At 62.0% G+C, this 22577-nt stretch carries 16 protein-coding genes and 1 pseudogene; 14 read left to right on the top strand and 3 right to left on the bottom strand.

The annotated features are described in order from the left end of the window. Positions 1-88 precede the first annotated feature (88 nt). The 9 genes from RPMA_RS11245 to RPMA_RS11205 all read left to right on the top strand — a co-directional run bounded on the left by RPMA_RS11245 (position 89) and on the right by RPMA_RS11205 (position 10485). The gene (locus tag RPMA_RS11245; protein WP_211912881.1) at positions 89-820 is read left to right on the top strand and encodes a GntR family transcriptional regulator; all 732 of its coding nucleotides are present in this window, start codon (positions 89-91) and stop codon (positions 818-820) included. Between the two features lie 88 nt (positions 821-908). After that, positions 909-2639 carry an oxalyl-CoA decarboxylase gene (gene oxc, locus RPMA_RS11240; RefSeq protein WP_211912880.1) on the top strand — a complete coding sequence of 577 codons (1731 nt, stop codon included), beginning with the start codon at positions 909-911 and terminating at the stop codon, positions 2637-2639. A 94-nt stretch (positions 2640-2733) separates the two neighbouring features. Then, positions 2734-4011, top strand: coding sequence for a formyl-CoA transferase (frc, locus tag RPMA_RS11235; RefSeq protein WP_211912879.1), 1278 nt, complete (start codon positions 2734-2736; stop codon positions 4009-4011). Positions 4012-4337: 326 nt separating this feature from the next. Further along, the gene (locus RPMA_RS11230) at positions 4338-4475 is read left to right on the top strand and encodes a hypothetical protein (protein ID WP_211912878.1); all 138 of its coding nucleotides are present in this window, start codon (positions 4338-4340) and stop codon (positions 4473-4475) included. A gap of 497 nt (positions 4476-4972) precedes the next feature. Beyond that, on the top strand, positions 4973-5998 hold the full coding sequence (locus RPMA_RS11225) for a Bug family tripartite tricarboxylate transporter substrate binding protein (RefSeq protein ID WP_211912877.1): 1026 nt from the start codon (positions 4973-4975) through the stop codon (positions 5996-5998). A gap of 94 nt (positions 5999-6092) precedes the next feature. Continuing rightward, positions 6093-6590: a tripartite tricarboxylate transporter TctB family protein gene (locus RPMA_RS11220; protein WP_211912876.1), complete on the top strand. Its 498-nt coding sequence runs from the start codon at positions 6093-6095 to the stop codon at positions 6588-6590. A 148-nt stretch (positions 6591-6738) separates the two neighbouring features. Next, the gene (locus RPMA_RS11215; protein WP_211912875.1) at positions 6739-8244 is read left to right on the top strand and encodes a tripartite tricarboxylate transporter permease; all 1506 of its coding nucleotides are present in this window, start codon (positions 6739-6741) and stop codon (positions 8242-8244) included. Positions 8245-8462: 218 nt separating this feature from the next. Further along, positions 8463-9749, top strand: a complete 1287-nt coding sequence (oxlT, locus tag RPMA_RS11210; RefSeq protein WP_211912874.1) for an oxalate/formate MFS antiporter — start codon at positions 8463-8465, stop codon at positions 9747-9749. 310 nt (positions 9750-10059) lie between these two features. Continuing rightward, on the top strand, positions 10060-10485 hold the full coding sequence (locus RPMA_RS11205; protein ID WP_211912873.1) for a CBS domain-containing protein: 426 nt from the start codon (positions 10060-10062) through the stop codon (positions 10483-10485). A 12-nt stretch (positions 10486-10497) separates the two neighbouring features. Here the strand turns inward: RPMA_RS11205 and RPMA_RS11200 are convergent, their stop codons facing one another. After that, positions 10498-11493 carry an IS110 family RNA-guided transposase gene (locus tag RPMA_RS11200; RefSeq protein ID WP_249225295.1) on the bottom strand — a complete coding sequence of 332 codons (996 nt, stop codon included), beginning with the start codon at positions 11491-11493 and terminating at the stop codon, positions 10498-10500. Positions 11494-11830: 337 nt separating this feature from the next. Here RPMA_RS11200 and RPMA_RS11195 point away from each other — a divergent pair, with 337 nt between their 5' ends. Further along, positions 11831-12805 (top strand): 2-dehydropantoate 2-reductase, encoded by a 975-nt coding sequence (locus RPMA_RS11195; RefSeq protein ID WP_211912872.1) that lies wholly within the window; start codon positions 11831-11833, stop codon positions 12803-12805. A gap of 108 nt (positions 12806-12913) precedes the next feature. Here the strand turns inward: RPMA_RS11195 and RPMA_RS11190 are convergent, their stop codons facing one another. Then, on the bottom strand, positions 12914-13399 hold the full coding sequence (locus RPMA_RS11190) for a hypothetical protein (protein ID WP_211912871.1): 486 nt from the start codon (positions 13397-13399) through the stop codon (positions 12914-12916). A 302-nt stretch (positions 13400-13701) separates the two neighbouring features. Between RPMA_RS11190 and RPMA_RS11185 the strand changes: the two are divergent. The 4 genes and pseudogenes from RPMA_RS11185 to RPMA_RS11170 all read left to right on the top strand — a co-directional run bounded on the left by RPMA_RS11185 (position 13702) and on the right by RPMA_RS11170 (position 19558). Continuing rightward, positions 13702-14702 (top strand): annotated as a pseudogene (locus RPMA_RS11185) (NAD(P)H-dependent flavin oxidoreductase). Between the two features lie 7 nt (positions 14703-14709). Then, a complete protein-coding gene (locus tag RPMA_RS11180; RefSeq protein ID WP_211912870.1) occupies positions 14710-15678 on the top strand; it encodes a zinc-binding dehydrogenase in 969 nt (322 codons plus the stop codon). 316 nt (positions 15679-15994) lie between these two features. After that, a complete protein-coding gene (locus tag RPMA_RS11175) occupies positions 15995-18319 on the top strand; it encodes a PAS domain-containing sensor histidine kinase (RefSeq protein WP_211912869.1) in 2325 nt (774 codons plus the stop codon). Positions 18320-18589: 270 nt separating this feature from the next. Further along, positions 18590-19558, top strand: coding sequence for a Bug family tripartite tricarboxylate transporter substrate binding protein (locus tag RPMA_RS11170; RefSeq protein ID WP_211912868.1), 969 nt, complete (start codon positions 18590-18592; stop codon positions 19556-19558). Between the two features lie 53 nt (positions 19559-19611). Here the strand turns inward: RPMA_RS11170 and RPMA_RS11165 are convergent, their stop codons facing one another. Continuing rightward, positions 19612-22575, bottom strand: a complete 2964-nt coding sequence (locus RPMA_RS11165) for a bifunctional [glutamine synthetase] adenylyltransferase/[glutamine synthetase]-adenylyl-L-tyrosine phosphorylase (RefSeq protein ID WP_211912867.1) — start codon at positions 22573-22575, stop codon at positions 19612-19614. Positions 22576-22577: the final 2 nt, after the last annotated feature.

The raw sequence follows: 22577 nt of genomic DNA, 5'->3' as shown, positions 1-22577 counted from the left end.
CGCGGTCAGCTTGACACGCTGGCATCTGGCATGCCAAAAATTCTGGACGTTGTTTCTGTGGTACGACATCTTCGACCGGAGATGATTCATGCCCACGCGAAAACCAACCAAGGCGCCGTCCATTATGTCCGATGCCGATCTTGCGATCGTACGGATCGCACCCGAGACCAGCTTCAAGACCAAGGCCTATGAAGCCTTGAAAGAAGCCATTCTTAAGATGGACATCTATACGACGCCGGATCCGGTGATGCTCGACGAGCGCGCCCTCTCCGAACGTCTCGGCGTCAGCCGCACGCCGATCCGCGAAGCCATCGCAATGCTGGAACAGGACGGTTTCGTCAAAACCGTGCCACGCCGCGGCATCGTCGTGGTGCGCAAGACCAAGAACGAGATTGTCGACATGATCCGCGCCTGGGCGGCGCTGGAAAGCATGGCCGCGCGCCTGATCACCACGACGGCACGCAAGAAAGACATCTCGGCGCTGCGCGACTTCTTCAAGGATTTCGGCAAGGACCGCCTGCCGCAGGATCATGTCGAAGAATATTCAAAGGCGAACATCGCCTTTCACCAGGCAGTGCTGTCGCTCAGCGAAAGCCCGGTCCTGATCGATATGACCAATGACATCCTGCTGCATGTGCGCGGCTATCGCCAGCTCACCATCGGCCGGGTCGACCGTACCGCGACCTCCCTGCCCGAGCATCTCGCCATCATCGAGGCGCTCGAGGAACGCGACACCGAGCGCGCGGAGAAGCTCGCACGTGATCACACGCTGGGCCTCGCCTCCTATGTCGAGGCGCATGGCCAGGAGCTTTTTACTTAGAGAACTATTCACGTAACGCCGTCGCGCGGCACGCCGCGCGACAAAGTCCAACAACCATACGAGTTCAGAAACGTCAGGGGAGAGCGGAATGTCCGCAGTTCACAGCATCGACACCTCAAACGAACAGGAACTGACAGATGGCTTCCATCTGATCATCGATGCACTCAAGCTGAACGGCCTCAACACGATCTACGGCGTCCCCGGCATTCCGATCACCGACTTCGGCCGCATGGCGCAGGCTGAAGGCATTCGTGTTCTCTCCTTCCGCCACGAACAGGCTGCCGGCTATGCCGCATCCATCGCCGGCTATCTCACCAAGAAGCCGGGCGTGTGCCTCACCGTGTCGGCGCCGGGCTTCCTGAACGGCCTCACTGCCCTGGCCCACGCCACCACCAACTGTTTCCCGATGATCCTGATCTCCGGCTCGTCCGAGCGTGAGATCGTCGACCTGCAGCAGGGCGACTATGAGGAAATGGACCAGCTCGCGATCGCCAAGCCGCTGTGCAAAGCCGCGTTCCGCGTGCTGCATGCGCAGGATATCGGCATCGGCCTCGCCCGCGCCATCCGCGCGGCGGTGTCGGGCCGTCCCGGCGGCGTCTATCTCGATCTGCCCGCAAAGCTGTTCGGCCAGGTGATGAATGCCGACGCCGGCAAGAAGTCGCTGGTCAAGGTGATCGATGCCGCACCGGCGCAGATCCCTGCCCCGGACAGCATCAAGCGCGCGCTAGACGTGCTGAAGTCTGCGAAGAAGCCGCTGATCATTCTCGGCAAGGGCGCTGCTTACGCGCAGGCCGATGAGGCCGTGAAGGCGCTGGTGGAAACCTCAGGCATTCCCTTCCTGCCCATGAGCATGGCCAAGGGCCTCCTCCCCGACACGCATCCGCAATGCGCCGGTGCTGCACGCTCCACCGTGTTGAAGGACTCGGACGTCGTCATGCTGATCGGCGCGCGCCTCAACTGGCTGCTGTCGCATGGCAAGGGCAAGGCCTGGGGCGATGCGCCCAAGAAGTTCATCCAGATCGACATCGAGCCGAAGGAAATGGATTCCAACGTCGAGATCGTGGCACCCGTGGTCGGCGATATCGGCTCCTGCGTGGCGGCCCTGCTCGATGGCATGGGCAAGGGCTGGACGAAGGCATCGGCCGACTGGACCTCTGCGGTCATCACCAAGCGCGATGACAACATCGCGAAAATGGCGCCGAAGCTGCGCAACAACAACTCGCCGATGGACTACCACGGCGCGCTGGGCGTTCTCCGCACTATCATTGCCGAGCGTCCGGATGCGATGCTGGTCAATGAAGGCGCCAACACGCTCGATCTCGCCCGCGGCATCGTCGATATGTACAAGCCGCGCAAGCGCATCGATGTCGGCACCTGGGGCATCATGGGCATCGGCATGGGCTATTGCATCGCCGCCGCCGTCGAGACCGGCAAGCCGGTGCTGGCCATCGAAGGCGACAGCGCCTTCGGCTTCAGCGGCATGGAGGTCGAAACCATCTGCCGCTACAATCTGCCGGTCTGCATCGTCGTCTTCAACAATGACGGCATCTATCGCGGCACCGACGTCAATCCGACCGGTGGCCCGGACGTCGCCCCCACCGTCTTCGTCAAGGGCTCGCGCTACGACATGATGATGCAAGCCTTCGGCGGCGTCGGCGTGAACGCGACTTCGCCCGACGAGCTCAAGCGCGCCGTGAACGAGGCGATGGATTCCGGCAAGCCGACGCTCATCAACGCGGTGATTGATCCGGCCGCCGGCAGCGAAAGCGGCCGCATCGGCAACCTCAATCCGCAAAGCGTTCTCAGCAAGAAGAAGTAATTCTGAACACGCGGGGTCGCGAGACCCCGCTCATTTTCTCCAAGTATCAATCTCCAAGTGCCGAGCCGGCAAAAAATAGTACGGGAGCATAGCAATGACACAGGCGCTCAAAGGCGTTCGCATTCTCGACTTCACCCATGTGCAATCGGGCCCGACCTGCACGCAGCTTCTCGCCTGGTTTGGCGCCGATGTGATCAAGGTCGAGCGACCCGGCGTCGGTGACATCACCCGCGGCCAGCTGCAGGACATCCCGAATGTGGACAGCCTGTATTTCACCATGCTGAACCACAACAAGCGCTCCATCACCCTCGACACCAAGAATCCGAAGGGCAAGGAAGTGCTCACCGCACTGATGAAGCAGTGCGACGTGCTGGTCGAGAACTTCGGACCGGGCGTGCTCGATCGCATGGGTTTCCCGTTCGAAAAGATCCAGGAGATCAACCCGAAGATGATCGTCGCCTCGATCAAGGGTTTCGGTCCCGGCCCCTACGAAGACTGCAAGGTCTATGAGAACGTCGCACAGTGCACCGGCGGCGCCGCCTCCACCACCGGCTTCCGCGACGGCCTGCCGCTCGTCACCGGCGCGCAGATCGGCGACAGCGGCACCGGCCTGCATCTTGCGCTCGGCATCGTCACCGCGCTGTATCAGCGCACGCAGACCGGCAAGGGCCAGAAGGTCACCGCTGCGATGCAGGACGGTGTGTTGAACCTGTCGCGCGTAAAAATGCGCGACCAGCAGCGCCTCGCCCATGGCCCGCTCAAGGAATACAGCCAGTTCGGCGAAGGCGTTCCGTTCGGCGATGCCGTGCCGCGCGCCGGCAACGACTCGGGCGGCGGTCAGCCGGGCCGCATCCTGAAGTGTAAGGGCTGGGAGCAGGATCCCAACGCCTATATCTACTTCATCACCCAGGCGCCGGTGTGGGAGAAGATCTGCGACGTCATCGGCGAGCCCGGCTGGAAGACCGACCCGAACTATGCGAAGCCGGCCGTCCGCCTGCCCCGCCTCAACGAGATCTTCGCCCGCATCGAACAGTGGACGATGACCAAGACCAAGTTCGAGGCGATGGAAATCCTCAACAAGGACGACATCCCCTGCGGTCCGATCCTGTCCATGAAGGAAATCGCCGAGGACAAGTCGCTCTACGCCACCGGCACCATGGTCAAGGTCGATCATCCCGAGCGCGGCGAATATCTGTCGGTCGGCAATCCGATCAAGCTGTCGGACTCGCCGACCAAGGTCGAACGTTCGCCCCTGCTCGGCGAACACACCGACGAAATCCTCAAGCAGGTGCTTGGCTTCAGCGATCACCAGGTCGCCGAGATCCACGACAGCGGCGCACTGGATCCGCCGCGCAAGGTCGCTGCCGAGTAACGAAGCCGACATCAAAGAAATGCGAAAGGCCGCCCAATGGGCGGCCTTCTTTCGTTGGCCTCTCCGCGTCATTGCGAGGAGCGAAGCGACGCGGCAATCCAGAGCGGCAGGGACCGGGAGACTGGATTGCTTCGTCGCAACTGCTCCTCGCAATGACGACCGGGGGTCCAGAGCGGAGCTTCGATAAGAAATTCCAATCGTTCAATTTTGCGTTGCAAAATTTTCTTGCTGCTATGCAAACAAACGACTGGTCCGTGGCATCTGGTATACGTAGATTAACCCCAGATCAGAACACGGCGCGTGGCGCCATCTGGAAGGGAATACCGATGTCTAAGACTGCTTCGATCGTCATCAGCGCCAATTCCAGCCTGTTCGGCCGCCTGCTCGCCTCGATCGATCGTGCGCTGATGGCCAGCGCAAAGATCTCTATCAGGAACGGCGACCTGCCGCGTTTCGGCCTCTGATTTTCGAGTTTTGCGGGCTTCGGCCCGCTCTGACTTCTTGCGTTCCTCCCGAACTGGCCCCGGATTTCCGGGGCCTCTTTTTTGCCCTCAAGGTTGCATTGCAGCGAAAGCTCCCGCTCCCTGCGACATATTGGCATCCCCTGCTTTTAACGGCTCTAATCGCTTGCTGTCTGGCATATCGCATACCAAACTGCGTCAACGGTAATGCTTCAGGTTTGAATAGAAGGCATACCGGGGGAGGACAAAGGCCGAGCGGCCCTCAGCGGGTACGCGACGCCGTATGCGCTATGAGACAGCGATCCAAACCCACCCACCCAATCTGCAGGCGAGCCATTCCGGCTCAACAGTCTGACGTGCGCATGTGGCGCGCGCAAGGTCCTGTTCGCCAGCCAGCCAATTGGAAACTCGAAGGACCATCGACCACGCACTGACGCCTTTGCACTGACGATGACAAGTCGGCGAACGACCGACGCATCAAAACGAATGGGAGAGAAACAATGAAACGCTTTGCCACAAGACGCTTGGCTTCATGTCTCACGCTGGCCGCCGCGGCGTCCATTCTTGCCTTGGGGACGAGTCTACCCGCTTCGGCGGCATGGGAGCCAGTCAGGCCGGTGGAATTCATCGTGCCGGCAGGCACCGGCGGCGGCGCCGACCAGATGGCGCGCACCATCCAGGGCATCATCACCAAGCACAATCTGATGAAGCAGCCCCTCGTCGTCATCAACAAGTCGGGCGGCGCCGGCGGTGAAGGTTTTCTCGATGTGAAAACCGCCAACAACAATCCGCACAAGATCATCATCACCCTGTCGAACCTGTTCACGACACCGCTCGCCACCGGCATCCCCTTCAACTGGAAGGACATGACCCCGGTCGCCATGCTGGCGCTCGACGAGTTCGTGCTGTGGGTGAATGCCGACAAGCCCTACAAGACGGTGAAGGAATATATCGAGGCCGTGAAGGCCGCGCCTCCGGGCACGATGAAGATGGGCGGCACCGGATCGAAGCAGGAAGACCAGATCATCACCGTCGCCATGGAAAAGGCGATCGGCAGCAAATTCACCTACATCCCGTACAAGGGCGGCGGTGAAGTCGCGGTACAGCTCGTCGGCCAGCACGTCGATTCCACCGTCAACAATCCCATCGAGGCCGTCGCCCAGTGGCGCGGCGGCAAGGTGCGTCCGCTCTGCGTGTTCGACAGCAAGGTGATGGCCTATGACGAGCCGGTCGCAGACGGCAAGGCCTGGAAGGATATTCCGACCTGCAAATCCCAGGGCCTCGACATCGAATATGTGATGTTGCGCGGCATCTTCATGTCGCCCAAGGCCACCAAGGATCAGGTCGAGTATTATGTCGAGCTGTTCAAGAAGGTTCGCGCGACGCCTGAGTGGCAGGACCTGATGAAGAGCGGTGCTTTCAACACCACCTTCATGACCGGCGGCGAATATGCCGGCTGGGTCGGCACGGAAGAGAAGCGTCACGAGACGCTGATGAAGGACGCAGGCTTCCTCGCGAGCAACTGAGCCCGCGCCGAACTCAAGACGCACATGTTGCGCCGGCTCACGTCACTGAGCCGGCGGCTCCCAGCCCGATCCGCAAGTTCGAAATGGACGTCTCATGACCACGCAGAATTCCCACACCACAGGTCCGACTCATAAAGCCGTCGAGGCCGGGGTCACCACTATCATCGGTCTGCTCGGCGGCCTCGTCGTCTATGGCAGCGTCAAGGCCGGCATCAATTGGGGCGCCGAAGGACCGAAGGCCGGCTTCTTCCCGTTCTATATCGGCCTGTTCATCATCATCTCCAGCCTCATCAATCTCTTCAACACGCTGCGAGAGGAAGACGGCCCGATCTTCGCCGAATGGGGCCAACTCCGTCAGGTGTTCAGCGTCATCATTCCCACCGGCATCTATGTGGCGGCCATGCCTTTCATCGGGCTCTATCTGGCATCGATGATCTTCATCGCCTGGTTCATGCGCTGGCTCGGCAAATACAACTGGCCGATCATCGCTGCGATTTCGCTCGGCATGCCTGTTGTCACCTATCTCATTTTCGAACGCTGGTTCCTCGTTCCGCTCCCCAAGGGGCCGATCGAAGAATGGCTTGGCCTGTAAAACACAACATCACCTCCGTCATTGCGAGCGGAGCGAAGCAATCCAGTCCTTTCTTCACTCGGTCTTCTGGATTGCTTCGTCGCTACGCTCCTCGCAATGACGGCCTTGGAATTCCGCATCTGTCAGTTGTCTTCAAGGACTTTTCGACATGGAAGAACTCGTCAATCTATTCCACGGCTTTGCGGTCGCGCTGCAGCCCTTCAATATTGCGGTGATGGTCCTTGGCATCGTGCTCGGCGTGATCATCGGTGTGTTGCCCGGTCTCGGTGGCGCCAATGGTGTCGCGATCCTGCTCCCCCTCACCTTCAGCATGCCGCCGACCTCGGCCATCATCATGCTGTCCTGTATCTATTGGGGCGCATTGTTCGGAGGTGCGATCACCTCGATCCTGTTCAACATCCCCGGCGAGCCATGGTCGGTCGCCACCACATTCGACGGCTATCCCATGGCCCAGCAGGGCAAGGCTGCTGAGTCTCTCACCGCCGCATTCACCTCGTCTTTCGTCGGCGCGCTGTTCGCCGTCATCATGATCACGCTGGTGGCGCCGTTGGTCGCAGGCTTCGCCTTACGCTTCGGGCCCGCGGAGAAATTCGCGGTCTATTTCCTGGCCTTCTGTAGCTTCGTCGGCCTGAGCAAGGAGCCGCCCTTCAAGACTATCGCCGCCATGATGATCGGCTTTGCGCTTGCCGCTGTCGGCCTAGACTCCATCACCGGCCAGCTCCGCCTCACTTTCGGCTTCACCGAAATGCTGAACGGTTTTGACTTCCTGATCGCAGTCATCGGCCTGTTCGGTCTCGGCGAAATCTTCCTGACCATGGAAGAAGGTCTCAACTTCCGCGGCGGCAAGGCGAAGATCGATCTTCGCGTCGTGCTGCGCACCTGGATGAGCCTACCGCAATACTGGATGACGTCGCTGCGCTCCTGCATCATCGGCTGCTGGATGGGCGTCACGCCCGCAGGCGCAACGCCGGCCTCCTTCATGAGCTACGGCATCGCCAAGCGCGTCTCGAAGAACGGCAAGAACTTCGGCAAGGGTGAGATCGAAGGCGTCATCGCGCCGGAGACCGCAGCGCATGCCGCCGGCACCTCGGCGCTGCTGCCGATGCTGTCGCTCGGCGTCCCCGGCTCGCCCACCGCAGCCGTGCTGCTCGGAGGCCTTCTGATCTGGGGTCTGCAGCCCGGCCCGATGCTGTTCGTCGAGCAGAAGGAGTTCGTCTGGGGCCTGATCGCCTCGATGTATCTCGGCAATCTCGTCGGCTTGATCATCGTGCTGACTTGCGTGCCGATCTTCGCCGCGATCCTGCGCGTCCCCTTCAGCATCATCGCGCCGCTGATCCTCGTGCTGTGTGCGATCGGCGCCTACTCCGTGCATAACTCCACTTTCGACGTGGTGATGATGCTGGTGTTCGGCGTGATCGGCTACGCGCTGAAGAAGTGCAACTATCCGCTGGCGCCGCTGGTGCTGGCCATCGTGCTCGGCGACAAGGCCGAAGAAGCCTTCCGGCAGTCCCTGCTCGGCTCGCAGGGTTCGCTCGGGATTTTCTTCTCCAACCCGCTGGTCTCGACCATCATGGTCCTTGGTCTGATTGCCCTGTTCTGGTCGGTGATCTCCAACGGCCTGACGCGGATGCGCGGTCGCACTGCAACAGCGTAACGAGAGTTCAAATAACTGTTCAAAAACAAAAGCCGGCGGATGTCTCCGCCGGCTTTTTGCTATCAACGCACTGCCGATCCTTGTGCAGCACAACATTCAGCTATGCGAAACTAGCTGCGACAAACTGTCAAGATTTCGCTTGTGAATTGGCATATCATATACCAAGCTCACGACTGCAGCTGTCGAACACGCAATAGAACAGCGCATTAGGAGGAAGTATGACTGATGCAGTTCACGGAGCGGCGCCCACTGCCGCGCGCGTCAGCGATGCCTATCGCTGGACTCAATTGGCCATCGGTGTCGGCGCGATGGTGATGATCGCCAACTACCAATATGGCTGGACGTTCTTCGTCCCCGACATCCAGAAGAAGTTCGGCTGGGACCGCGCCTCGATCCAGTGGGCCTTTACGCTGTTCGTGCTGTTCGAGACTTGGCTAGTACCGGTCGAGGGCTGGTTCGTCGACAAATACGGTCCGAAGATCGTCGTGCTCGTCGGCGGCATCCTCTGCGGCCTCGGCTGGGCCATCAACGCAAAGGCGGAAACGCTCAACGGTTTCTATCTCGGCATGATCATCGCCGGCATCGGCGCTGGCGGCGTCTACGGCACCTGTGTCGGCAATGCGCTGAAGTGGTTTCCGGACAAACGCGGCCTTGCCGCCGGCATCACGGCTGCGGGCTTTGGTGCAGGCTCTGCGCTCACGGTGGCGCCCATCCAGGCGATGATCAAGGACTCCGGCTTCCAGACCACCTTCCTTTATTTCGGTCTGGGCCAGGGCATCATCATCGTGATCCTCGCCTTCTTCCTGTTCGCGCCGAAGGCCGGTCAGGTCCCCTCCGTCGTCGCCAATGCCAACATCATCCAGACGCGCCGCAACTACGCGCCGACCGAAGTCATCCGCCATCCCATTTTCTGGCTGATGTATTTCATGTTCGTCATCGTCGGCGCCGGCGGCCTGATGGTCACCGCCAATCTGAAGCCCATCGCCGCCGACTGGAAGATCGACAATGTGCCGGTGACGCTGATGGCCATGACGATGACGGCCGTCACCTTCGCCGCCACCATTGACCGCGTGCTCAACGGCCTGACGCGCCCGTTCTTCGGCTGGATCTCCGACATGATCGGCCGCGAGAACACGATGTTCATCGCCTTCGGCATGGAAGGCCTCGGCATCTGGGCGCTGTATATGTGGGGCCAGGATCCGCTCTGGTTCGTGCTGCTGTCGGGTTTCGTATTCTTCGCCTGGGGTGAAATCTATTCACTCTTCCCATCGACCTGCACGGACACGTTCGGCTCCAAATTCGCGACCACCAATGCCGGCCTGCTCTACACCGCCAAGGGCACGGCAGCACTTCTGGTGCCGGTCGCGAACTACATGCAGCAGTCGTCGGGCAATTGGGATAACGTGTTCCTGATCGCCGCAGGCGCCAACATCCTTGCCTCGCTGCTCGCGATCGCGGTGCTTAAGCCATGGCGCAAGGTCGTCGTCGCGAAGGCAATGGGCTGATCTTCACAACGCCGTTCGACAGCCAACCAAATGCGCTCATTCGCAAGAATGAGCGCATTTTTTCTTAGTTGATGGCCAGACAAGATGTTCGCTGGCGCGCGCCTTCCCGGCCGCTAGACTGGCATACCAAGAAGGATCACAGCTCTATCCCTTCGTCAAAATGTCAGCCTTATTGGCCTATTTTACCGCATATCCCGGCTATTTCATGCGTTGACAACTGGCATACCATATACCAATCTTGTTGTCGCGAGCTCGATCCTTAGCCGGTCAGCCAAGGGATAATTCGAGCGACAACTCGAGGGAGGTTGCCATGCAAGTCGGAGACGTTCTGCGTCGTAAGAGCACCCGTATCGCCACGGTCCGTATGAATGAAACCGTTGCCATCGCCGCCCAGCTTCTCAGAACCGGCAATATCAGCGCCCTGGTCGTGAAGGATGTCTGCCGCACCGAGGGCAACACTGCGGTCGGCATGTTTTCCGAACGCGACGTCGTCCGCGCCATTGCCGAACACGGCGCCGCCGGCGTCAATCGCAAGGTGTCGGAGATGATCTCGGTGCAGCAGCTGATCTCCTGCACCTCCACCGACACGCTTGAACATGTGCGCCGCCTGATGAACCGGCATCACATTCGCCATGTCCCGGTGATCGACGACTACACTTTGGTCGGCGTGATCAGCATCCGCGATATCAGCCGCGCGCTCGATCACGAGGACGCGCCGCAGCTTCACGTGGCATGACCGTAGCAACCATTAAAGCGCGGGACTTTTGATCCACGGAGTTCCGCGCTGGACGACGGTGTTAGCGTAGACGATGAGCTTCCTGGCACAGGCGATGAGTGCGGCCTGGTGGGCTTTCCCACGGGCCATCAATCGTCGGTAGAGGTCGATCAGAGCCGCATTCCACCGGAATGAAGCCGGCAAAGCGGCCGCGTACAGCGACCGGCGCAGCCGATCGCGCCCGCCGGCAATATGGCGTTGGCCACGGTGCTTGCCGCTGTCGTTATCAAACGGCGCAAGGCCAGCCAAAGCTGCAGCTTCCTCGCGGCTGATCTGGCCGAGCTCAGGCATGCGGATGACGATGGCAAGCGCGGTGCGTTCGCCGATACCGGGAATGCTAAGCACCAAGGCGAGGCGCCGCGCCAGATCATCATGCTGGCGCAGCAGAGCAGCAATCCGCTTGAGTTCGGCCCGGCGCCGCGCCTGCAAACGCGCAATGTCGCGAAGATAAAGACGTCGCTGCTGTGGCTCGCCAATATGCTCGAGGCGGATTTTGAGACGGGCGATGTCCTCCTCAGTCTGCTCAACAAAGGTGAGTTGGCCCGCTAATCCCGTCAGTCTGGCGTCCGGCGCAATATCGCGCGGCTCGGCCTGCGCGGTGTAAGCGGCGATCAGTTCGGCATCGAGAGCGTCATTTTTGGCGCGGCGTAGCCGTGACTTTGCAAAGTTTTTCACCTGTAGCGGTTGCAGCAGCAGAACCACAAAGCCGGCTCCCCGCAAATAGGCAACGACGCCGCTTTCGTAGCCGCCGGTGGCTTCGATTCCGACCTTGTTGACGCCAGCTCCGGCGAGGCGTGACGCCAGATCCCGCCATCCACTGACGCAATTCTCGATCTGCCATCGCTTTGACTGGCCGTGCAGCGCGATATCGAGCTTGTGCTTGGCCGTATCGATACCGGCCACCTGTGTGATAGTCTGTGTCATCTTCCTCGACCCTGCCTTGTGAAAGCGAACCTTGAGTTCCGGCAACCATCCGGGTCCGATGAAGGTGCTGGCGCGATCCCGCTACGAGACAGTCTCAGACGACTCAGGGCGGATACGATCCGATCGCCAGCGCTCTGCCGCGGATTGCACTCCGCGGCAGAGCATTCCTCTCGGAATGGCCTCACAATAACAGGTCGGGCTATTACAAGGGCGGATTAGGCGCAGCCGTAATCCGCCGCGGAGTTTCAACTATTAACTCGGCCGGCGGATTACGGCTTCGCCTAATCCGCCCTACAGCTGAGCTCATCAACGCGGACCGCACGCGGTCCGCGACGCAATCTCCTTTGTCATTTCTCCGCAACGCCTGCTCCGGAGACATCGCATGAAGATTTGCATTTACGGCGCCGGCGCCATCGGCGGCTATCTCGGCGTACAGCTCGCACGCGCTGGCGCCGATGTCAGCCTCGTCGCCCGCGGTGCCCATCTTGCGTCGATGCGCGCCAACGGCCTCAGGCTGCTGATCGGCGATGAGGAGCGCGTGGTGCATATCCCCTGCACTGACGATCCCGCCGATCTCGGCGAACAGGATTTTGTCATCATCTGCCTCAAGGCGCATTCGATCACCGGGGTGATCGAGACGATGCAGCCGCTGCTCGGCCCGCACACGCGCCTTGTCACCGCGGTCAATGGCATCCCGTATTGGTACTTCCACCGCCACGGCAATCGCTATGAAGGCACGGCGCTGGAAAGCGTCGATCCCGGCGGCCGGCAATGGAATGAACTCGGCGCACACCGGGCCATCGGCTGCATCGTCTATCCCGCCACCGAGATCGAGGCGCCCGGTGTGATCCGCCATGTCTATGGCGACAAGTTTCCGCTCGGTGAGCCCTCGGGCGAACGCACCGCGGATGTCGAGCGCCTCGCCGCGATGTTCGAGCGCGCGGGGTTGAAGGCGCCGATCCTCGACCGCATCCGTGACGAGATCTGGCTGAAGCTGTGGGGCAATGTCTGCTTCAATCCGATCAGCGCCCTCACCCATGCCACGCTCGACGTCATCTGCACCGATCGCGGCACGCGCGCACTCTCGAAGGCGATGATGCTGGAGACCCAGGCCATCGCCGAAAGCTTCGGCATCGGCTTTCGCGTCGATGTGGAGCGCCGCATCGAGGGCGCGCGAAAGGTCGGCGCGCACAAGACATCGATGCTGCAGGATCTCGAACGCGGCCGGCCGCTGGAGATCGATCCGCTGGTGACCGTGGTGCAGGAAATGGGCCGCCTCACCGGCATCCCGACACCCGCCATCGATTCCGTACTGGCGCTCGTGGCCCAGCGCGGGCGCGTGGCGGGATTGTATTGAACGTTCGCAGCCGTAGGGCGGATTAGCCGAAGGCGTAATCCGCCGCGGAGTTTCAGTTAAGCAATCGGCCGACGGATTACGCTACGCGTATCCGCCCTACGGCTGCGATCAGCTCTTCACCATCGCAATCGACACCTGACGAATATCGCCCTGCGACGTGATCGTTACCGATTGTTTGTTGCCCGTTGTCGTCAGCACGATATTCGCGGTGAAAACCGGCGAGTCGGCGACGACATTAATGCGTCCGCCGCTGGCGCGGCCCTGCAGGCTGCCGCTGACACCGCGGGAGGTCTCGCTCCACGAGCCGGAGACACGGCCGCCCTCGCTCACCACGTCGCTGCTCAGCTCGAACTTGTAGCTGTCGCTGGCGCAGCGCAGCGACTGTTGCAGCGAGCTGTCGCCCGCAGAAACACGGTAGCTGGCGCGGCAGCGCAGCCGCTCCTTCGATCCGTCGGAGAGCGAGATCGTGCCCGACCCCGACCATGCGCCATGCATGCCCGCGAAGGCGGATTGCGCGAAGGCCGGTGCGGCCATCGCAAAGGTGCACATCGCCAGACCGGCGATGGCCACGAAAGCTTTCTGCGAAGTCTTCATGAAATATGTCCCCTGGACTGACGCCGGTCGCGTCGCTTGATGTGTCCCGGAACCCTGCCGAATGGTTCATTTCACAGCCCGAAGCTTTTTCTGCACACGACCGACAGGTCTCCGTCAGACGGAAGCCGGCCGCCCATATGGGGCAAATCGCGAACGCGTGGACTGCGCCCACCGCTCCCGGATGCATGGGGCCATGCTCCCGGGCGGTAGACTTTGCCCCGCGCCACCGGCATCCTCCCGCCCGAACAGCAAGAACCAGAACGGCGGCCGATGCGCCGCGGGGAAACAAAAAAGGACCCATCATGATCAAGACACGCTTCACCGAACTCGTCGGCGTCGAGCACCCGATCGTCCAGGGCGGCATGCAATGGGTCGGCCGCGCCGAGCTGGTCGCCGGCGTCGCCAATGCCGGCGCGCTCGGCCTGATCACCGCCCTCACCCAGCCGACGCCGGAAGACCTCACCCGCGAAATCGCGCGCACTCGCGACCTCACCGACAAGCCCTTCGGCGTAAACCTGACGATCCTGCCGACCATCAAGCCGCCGCCCTATGCGGAATATCGCCAGGCCATCATCGAGGCCGGGATCAAGGTGGTGGAGACCGCCGGCAACAAGCCGCAGGAGCATGTGGACGAATTCCGCAAGCACGGCATCAAGGTGATCCACAAATGCACCAGCGTGCGCCACGCGCTCTCCGCCGAGCGCATGGGCGTGGACGCCATCTCCATCGACGGCTTTGAATGCGCCGGGCATCCGGGCGAGGACGACACCCCCGGCCTGATCCTGATCCCGGCCGCCGCCAACAAGATCAAGATCCCGATGATCGCGTCCGGCGGTTTTGGCGATGGCCGCGGCCTCGTGGCGGCACTCGCGCTCGGCGCCGAGGGATCAATATGGGCACGCGCTTCATGTGCACGAAGGAAAGCCCGATCCATCAGCTGGTGAAGGAGCGCATCGTCGCCAATGACGAGCGCGCCACCGACCTGATCTTCCGCACCATGCGCAACACCTCGCGCGTCGCCAAGAACACGGTGAGCCAGCAGGTGGTGGCGATGGAGAAGGAAGGCGCGACCTTCGAGCAGATCAAGGACCTCGTCGCCGGCGCCCGCGGCAAGCTGGTCTATTCCACCGGTGACAGCGAGGACGGCATCTGGTCGGCCGGCCAGGTCCAGGGCCTGATCCACGACATCCCGTCGTGCCAGGAGCTGGTGTCGCGCATCATGCATGAGGCCGAGACCATCATTCGCGGTCGCCTCGATGCAATGATGTCGGGCGGCCAGCGCCAGGCTGCGGAGGCGGAGTAAGCCCGCCATGAAGGCTTATGTCTTTACGGAAAAGGGCGCGGAGATCGTCGAGATCGCCGCGCCAAAACCCACGGGCACGCAGGTGCTGATCGAAGTGAAGGCCTGCGGCCTCAACCGCGCCGATCTCGGCATGACCAAGGGCCAAGCCCATGGCGCGGCCGGCGGCATCGGCACCGTGCTCGGCATGGAATGGGCCGGCGAGATTGCCGAGCTCGGCCCGGACGCCAAGGGTTTCACGGTCGGCGAGCGCGTGATGGGCTCGGGCGGCGCGGCCTTTGCGGAATATACGGTGACCGATCACGGCCGCCTGTTCCACATCCCGCCCGGCATGGGTTTTGACACCGCCTGCACCCTGCCCGTCGCGCTCTCGACGATGCACAATGCGCTGGTCACGGTCGGCGGTTTGCAGGCCGGCCAATCCGTGCTGATCCAGGGCGCCAGTTCCGGCGTCGGCTTGATGGCCTTGCAGATCGCCAAGCTCAAAGGCGCAAAGCCGGTGATCGGCTCGTCCACCCATGCCGCACGCCGCGGCCGGCTCGGCGAGTTCGGCGCCGATCTCGCGGTGGATTCGAAGGATGCCGGCTGGGTCGATGAGGTGCTGAAGGCCACCGGCGGCAACGGCGTCGATCTGATCATCGACCAGATTTCCGGCCCCGTCGCCAATCAGAATCTGAAAGCGACGAAAGTGCTCGGCCGCATCGTCAATGTCGGCCGCCTCGGCGGGACGCATGCGGATTTCAATTTCGATCTGCATGCGGCGCGGCGCATCAGCTATATCGGCGTCACCTTCCGCACGCGGTCGATGCAGGAGATTCGCGATATCTTCAGTGCCGTGCGTGCCGATATCTGGCCGGCGGTCGAAAGCGGCAAGCTGAAGCTGCCGATCGACAAGGTGTATCCGTTCGCGGATATCGGAACGGCGTTCGATCACATGGAAGCCAACAAGCATCTCGGCAAGATCGTGGTGACGCTGTAGTGGCGTAGCCCGGATGGAGCGAAGCGCAATCCGGGGACCGGCGCTTCAATTCATCTGCTGTTCCTGCATGACGCTTCGCTCCATGCAGGCTACACAGAACGACAAAACGCCGCGCATGACCTGCGCGGCGTTCGCGTTTCGGACTCGTTTTTGAGTCCGAACACGCACTGAGTTTCCATTGGATAGCATTTATTTCACGTTAACGTTTCGTTGACTCTCGACACTGTGGGCAAAGTGGATTCATATAGCTTTGTCGATTCGAAGTGGCGGGGCGTTTGGGTTCGGTCGACATTCAAATTCTCCAGAGGGGCAAAGTATGTCGCGTGCGCATGCGGACAACGCATGCGTCCAATCCGATTCGATTAAAGGATTGGCGCAGTCGATGGCAAAGCCGGCCTATCACCGGCTACTGATCGCAGAGCCCGCGCTCCGTCGTGCTGTCCCGACGCTCATCATCGCATTCCTCATCACCATCTTCTTCGGCGCCTTCGTGCAGGTGGTCGATCACAGCCGGCAGAAGCAGGCATCGATCAAGCGCGACCTCGCTTCGCTCTCCGACCTGCTGTCGGAACGGCTCGAACGCAACGGCGCCGTCCGCCAGGATCGCCCGGCCGCGATCGAACGCCTGCAGGCACTGTTGCCGAGTCTCCTTCCCGCATGGGCCATTGCGCCCGGCCGCCATGTCATAGTGCTCGGTGCCGACCAGAGCATTCTGGCGCGCGTGCCCATCGACCTGCCGCAGGCCAGTGATCGCCGCGTGCTCGATGTCCTGAGCGCGACGCAGAACATGTCGGCGCAGAGCCAGCGCACCGACGTCTTCGATGTCGCATTGCCCGACGGCACCCAGGCGCTGGCGACCCGCCGCATCATCAAGGCGCTGCCCGGCCAGATCATCGTGGTGCAGGAGAACAACGAGCCGATCTGGCGCTCCGACTCCGCGCTGTCGATCACCCTCTCCGCCACCACCGGTTTCGTGGTGCTGATTCTCGGCTTTGCATTCCACTGGCAATCGACGCGGGCCCGCGAGGGCGATGCCATCAACGACGCCGTGCGTGGACGCATCGACACCGCGCTGAACCGCGGCCGCTGCGGCCTGTGGGACTGGGACCTGTCGCGCGGCCGCATCTTCTGGTCGCAATCGATGTTCACGATGCTCGGCCTCGACAGCCGCAGCGACCTCCTCACCTTCGGTGAAGTCAACGCGCTGGTGCGGCCGGAGGACATCAACCTGTTCGAGATCGCCGATCAGCTCGTCTCCGAAAAGCTCGACCACATCGATCAGACCTTCCGCATGCAGCACAGCGACGGCCACTGGATCTGGCTGCAACTGCGCTGCGAATTGGTGCAGGGCCAGAGCGACAGCAGCCAGCATCTGATCGGCATCGCCATCGACGTCACCGAACAGAAGAGCCTCGCGCAGAAGACGGTCGAAGCCGACGTCCGCCTGCGCGACGCCATCGAGACCATTCCCGAGGCCTTCGTGCTGTGGGATGCCGACGACCGCCTCGTGCTCTGCAATTCCCACTTCCAGCGCCTGCACAAACTGCCGGAGTCGGCGGTTCGTCCGGGCACGCCGTATGAGACCGTGCTTGAAGTCGGCAGCATGCCGGAAGTGCGTTCGCGCCTCGCCGAAGCCGGCCCTACCGAACCCGGCGCCCGCACCTTCGAAGCGCAAATCGAGAACGGCAACTGGCTGCATATCAGCGAGCGCCGCACCAAGGATGGCGGCTACGTGTCTGTCGGCACCGACATCACGCGCATCAAGGAGCACGAGCAGAAACTCGTCGACAACGACCTGCGCCTGCGCGCCACCGTCATCGATCTCAAGCACTCGCAGGCCGCACTCGAGAAACAGGCGCTCGAACTCGCAGACCTCGCGCAGAAATACTCTGTCGAAAAAACACGCGCCGAAGAAGCCAATGCAACGAAATCGAAATTCCTGGCCAATATGAGCCACGAGCTGCGCACGCCGCTCAATGCCATCATCGGCTTCTCCGAGATCATGGGATCAGGCATGTTCGGCCATCTCGGCTCGGAAAAATATGCCGAATATTGCCACGACATCCTGACCAGCGGTCATTATCTGCTCGAAGTGATCAACGACATTCTCGACATGTCGAAGATCGAGGCCGGCCGCATGAAGCTCGATCTCGAGCCGCTCGACCTCGACCAGATCCTGTCGGAATCGCTCCGCGTCGTCTCCGGCCGCGCCGAGGCCAAGGCGCTCGAACTGACCGCGGAGATCGCGGCCGACGTTCAGGTCGTGGCCGACCGCCGCGCCATCAAGCAGATCCTCGTCAACCTTCTATCCAACGCGGTGAAGTTCACGCCGGACGGCGGCCGCGTCACGGTGCGCAGCTGCGTGATGCAGAATTCCGTTGCCCTGATGATCGCGGACAACGGCATCGGCATCTCGCCGCATTCCCTCAAGCGCCTCGGCCGTCCGTTCGAGCAGGTCGAGAGCCAGCTCACCAAGACCTATCACGGCTCCGGCCTCGGCCTCGCCATCGCCAAGTCGCTCACCACCTTGCATGGCGGCTCGATGAAGCTGCGCTCCAAGCTCAATGTCGGCACCGTGGTCTGCATTTCGCTGCCGCTGGAAGCCCGGGAATGCGCCCTCCCGGTGTCCGAAGCCGCCTAGCCACCGCCGCCTACCCGACACCGACAATCCCCGACCGCCGCGTCGAAATAGCCGCTTGGATGCACCAAGGCAGGTCTATACTCTAGATTGCAGAACTCTGCGATCGGCGTGCCCCTCTCCCTTCCCGGTTGGGACATTCATCAAGCTGAGAAGAGCTCTGCGCCCCATCGCGTAAGCGATGGCCGGCGCGCGACGAAAGGACAAAGCGACCACGACGTGAGAGCGGCACGAAGATGCTGCCTGACACACGCCATCAACGGAGGAAACACTATGAAGATGAGCCGCCTCGTCATCGCTGCACTCTGCCTGACATGGTCAGCACACGCAGCCGCCCAGGATTACCCCGCAAAAGCCGTGACCGTGATCGTGCCGTTCACGCCCGGTGGCGCGAGCGACAATGTCGCGCGCATGACGACGCAGAAGATGCAGGAGACCTTCGGCCAGTCATTCGTTATCGAGAACAAGGCCGGCGCCAATGGCTCGATCGGGGCGAGCCAGCTCGCCCGCTCCAAGCCGGATGGCTATACGCTGATGGTGGGATCGATCGGCGTCATCGCCATCAATCCCGTGCTGTACAAGGAGCCGGGCTATCACCCGATGAAGGATTTCGACCTTCTCTCGGTGGCGGTGCGCAATCCCAATGTGCTGATCACCCGGCCGGATTTCCCGGCCAGCAACGTGAAGGAATTCACCGACTATCTGAAGAAGAACCCGGACAAGGTCACCTTCGCCTCTTCGGGCGTCGGCTCGTCCGATCATCTCTCGGCCGTGCTGTTCTGGCAGAAGACAGGGACCACCGGCATCCATACGCCGTATAAAGGCGGCTCGCAGGCGCACACGGACCTGATCGGCAGCCATGTGGATGTCTCGTTCCAGAATCTCGGCGCCGTCGCCAATTACATACGCTCCGGCAAAGTGAAACTGCTGGCCGTCACCAGCGACACGCGTTCCGATACATTCCCGGATACACCGACCTTGAAAGAGCTCGGGATCAACGACCTCAACATCTATTCGTGGCAGGCCTTCGTCGCCCCCAAAGGACTTCCAGCCGACGTGAAGAGCAAACTGGAAAAATCCATCACCGGCGCCCTTACCTCGGCCGACCTGAAGAAGAAGCTGAACGACAACGGCTTCGAGGTCGTTGCAAATTCGGGTGCGGAGTTTCAGGGATTCCTGGAAAAGGAGCTCGATCGCTGGAAGACGGTGGTGGAGGTCGGCAAGGTCAAGCCGGAGCAGTAAGTTCGACACCGACGAATGCAAAGACCGCCGCGACATCGTCGCGGCGGTCTTGACTATGCGTGTCCCTCGACAACCCTGCGGAACACTTGCCGCACATCGAGCTGCATCTCGCGGACCCGCGCTTCCAGTGACGAGAAGTCCGGCTCGTTGCTCACACGCGCGAGCATGCGCAGCAGGTCGGCCCCTGCTGTCTCCGGCTTGAAGCCCTCGCTCACGCACAGGCGCAGGATCTGCGTGAGGTCATGATAGAGACGGAACGCACGCCTTAACACGTCAAAACTCTCGCTGGGCAGGATGCCAAGCTTGGTCGCCTTTTCCAGCACCTGTTGCGTATTGACGCTGAGGATGTCGGGATGTTCGGCGGCGTGAACGAGTTGCAGATGTTGTGCGATGAACTCGATATCGACGATGCCGCCGGCGGCATATTTCAGATCCCAGAGATCGTCCTCGCCCTTTTCTTCGGCGATGGCCTGGCGCATCTCGGCGACGTCATTGGCGATGATGGTGTGATCGCGCGGCCGCGTCAGCACGTCGCGGATGACCGCCTCGACCTTGTCGCGAAACGCGGGCGATGCCGAGATCACACGCGCACGCGTCAGCGCCATATGCTCCCAGGTCCAGGCTTCGGTTTCCTGATATTCGGCGAAGGAGTCGATGCGTGATGCCAGCGGGCCGGAGCGGCCCGACGGACGCAGCCGCATATCGACTTCATACAACACGCCGTAATTCGTTCGCGTCGTGAATGCGCTGATCAGGCGCTGCGTCAGCCGCGCGAAATATTGCGCACCATGCAGCGAGCGCGCCCCGTCGGAATCCGGCGCATCATGATCGAAATCGTAGATCAGGATCAGATCGAGATCGGACGACGCCGTCATTTCGCGGCTGCCGAGCCGCCCCATGGCGACGATCGCCGTCTCCTGATCCTTGACGCGCCCATGCTGGGTCACGAACTGATCGAGCACGAGACCGTGCAGCGTCTGCGCGATGCCTTCGGCCACATCGGCAAAGGCGGTGCTCGCCTGCGGCGCCGTCACCGTCCCGGACAGGATGCGCGTGCCGATCAGGAACAGGCTTTCCTGGCCGAACAGGCGCAGGCGATCGAGAAACTCCTCGTAGGAATTCGCATCTTCGAGCGTGGCTGCGAGCCGCAACGACAACTCGCCGCGATCCGGCATGGCGCCGAAGAAGCGCGGATCGATCAGGCCATCCACCAGCTGCGGCTGCCGCGCCAGCATGTCGGCCAGACGCGGCGCAGCACCCAGCACGAGGGCCACGAGCGCCACGAGATCGCGATTCTGGCTGAGTAGCGAAATCAGCCGGCCGCCGCGCTGTAGCGCCTCCAGGAAGCGATCGAAAGAGTTTACGGCACTGTCGGGATCTTCCGCATTCGCCAGCCCGACGATCAAAGCCGGCACGAATTCGAGAAAGGCCTGACGCGTGCTGTCGATACGCAGCGCGCGGTAGTCATCCGTCATCCAGTGCTGGACCGTCTGCGCCACCATCGCCGGCTTGCGGAAGCCGAGCTTGCCGAGATGCTCGAGCAGGCGCTGATCGGCGGCTCCAGCCTTGTAGTCGACGGCCGGCAGATGCGTGTCGTCCGTCGCATCGCCTTCGAACAGCCGGGCGTAATGCCCTTGCACGCAGTTCAGGTGCATCAGCAGATCGCGCGCAAACGCCTCGCGGCTGTCATAGCCGAAGAATCGTGCGAAGCGCTCGACGGCATCCACTTCGTCCGGCAGCGCGTGGGTCTGCTCGTCCGCGATCATCTGCAGCCGGTGTTCGACCCGCCGCAGGAATTCATAGGCGACCGTCAGCTCGTCGCGAACGTCAGCGGTGATCCACTTGCTGTCCGTGAGGATGCCAAGCGCCTCCAGCGTCGGCCGCACGCGCAGCTCGGGATGCCGTCCGCCCGCGATCAATTGCTGGGTCTGCGCGAAGAACTCGATCTCGCGAATGCCGCCGCGGCCGACCTTGACGTTGTGGCCTTCGACCGAAATCTCGCTTTGCCCGCGATAAGTCTGCATCTGCCGCTTCATGTCATGGACATCGGCAAGTGCTGCGAAATCGAGGTGCTTGCGCCAGACGAAGGGCGCGATATCGGCAAGCATCCGCTCGCCGGCCTTGGCATCGCCGGCGCAAGGCAGCGCCTTGATCATGGCGGCGCGTTCCCAGGTGCGCCCCTCGCGCTCGTAGTAATGCAGCGCAGAGAGGGTCGATACCGCAACCGGTGTCGAGGCCGGATCCGGCCGCAGACGGAGATCGACGCGGAAAACATAGCCATCGCCGGTGCGCTGCTGCAGCAGGCGCGACATGCCCTGCGCCACCCGCACGAAGAACGTGTTCGGCTCGACATCCTCGGCCAGCGTATGGTCTTCCAGCTCGAAAAATACGATCAGGTCGATATCGCTGGAATAATTCAGCTCGCCCGCGCCCATCTTGCCCATCGCGAAGACGATGAGCCCGCTGCCCTCTTCCGGCTTTGCCGGATCCGGCGGCAGGATGCGGCCGCGCGCCGCCTCCTGGGTCAGCAGGAAGCGGATCGCGGATTGCACGGAGGTGATCGCGAGATCGGTGAGCGCCCGCGTTACCCGCATCACCGGCCAGACACCGCCGATATCGCACAGCGCGGTCATCAGCGCCGCCTCGGATTTCAGCCGGCGCAGCGCATGCATCACGTCGGCTTCGCTCGATGCCGCGGCCACCAGATCACTGGCCTGCGCAATCAGTCGATCAAACGCGGTGTCGGGATCGCCACGCAGCAGGCGCAGCGTGCGGTCGGCATCGGCGCGGATCAGATCGAACAGATATGGGGACGCCTCGGCGATGCCGAACAGGATCGACCTGGCATGCGGATACTGATCGACCATGGCCTGCAAAGCGCTGGCCTGATCGGGCGTGATATCCGTGAGCCACCCGGCAAAGCGACGTTCGGCCTCGGCGGCATCGAACAGCTGCGGCCCGCTCACGAATCGAGCGGCCAATACCGGTTGGCCCTCGCCTGTTGCGGCAGAAATCATGC

The organism is Tardiphaga alba, from assembly GCF_018279705.1.
GTDB classification, from domain to species: Bacteria; Pseudomonadota; Alphaproteobacteria; order Rhizobiales; family Xanthobacteraceae; genus Tardiphaga; species Tardiphaga alba.
The sequence above is the reverse complement of the archived record's forward strand: the minus strand, read 5'-3'. Positions and strand labels throughout refer to the sequence as shown.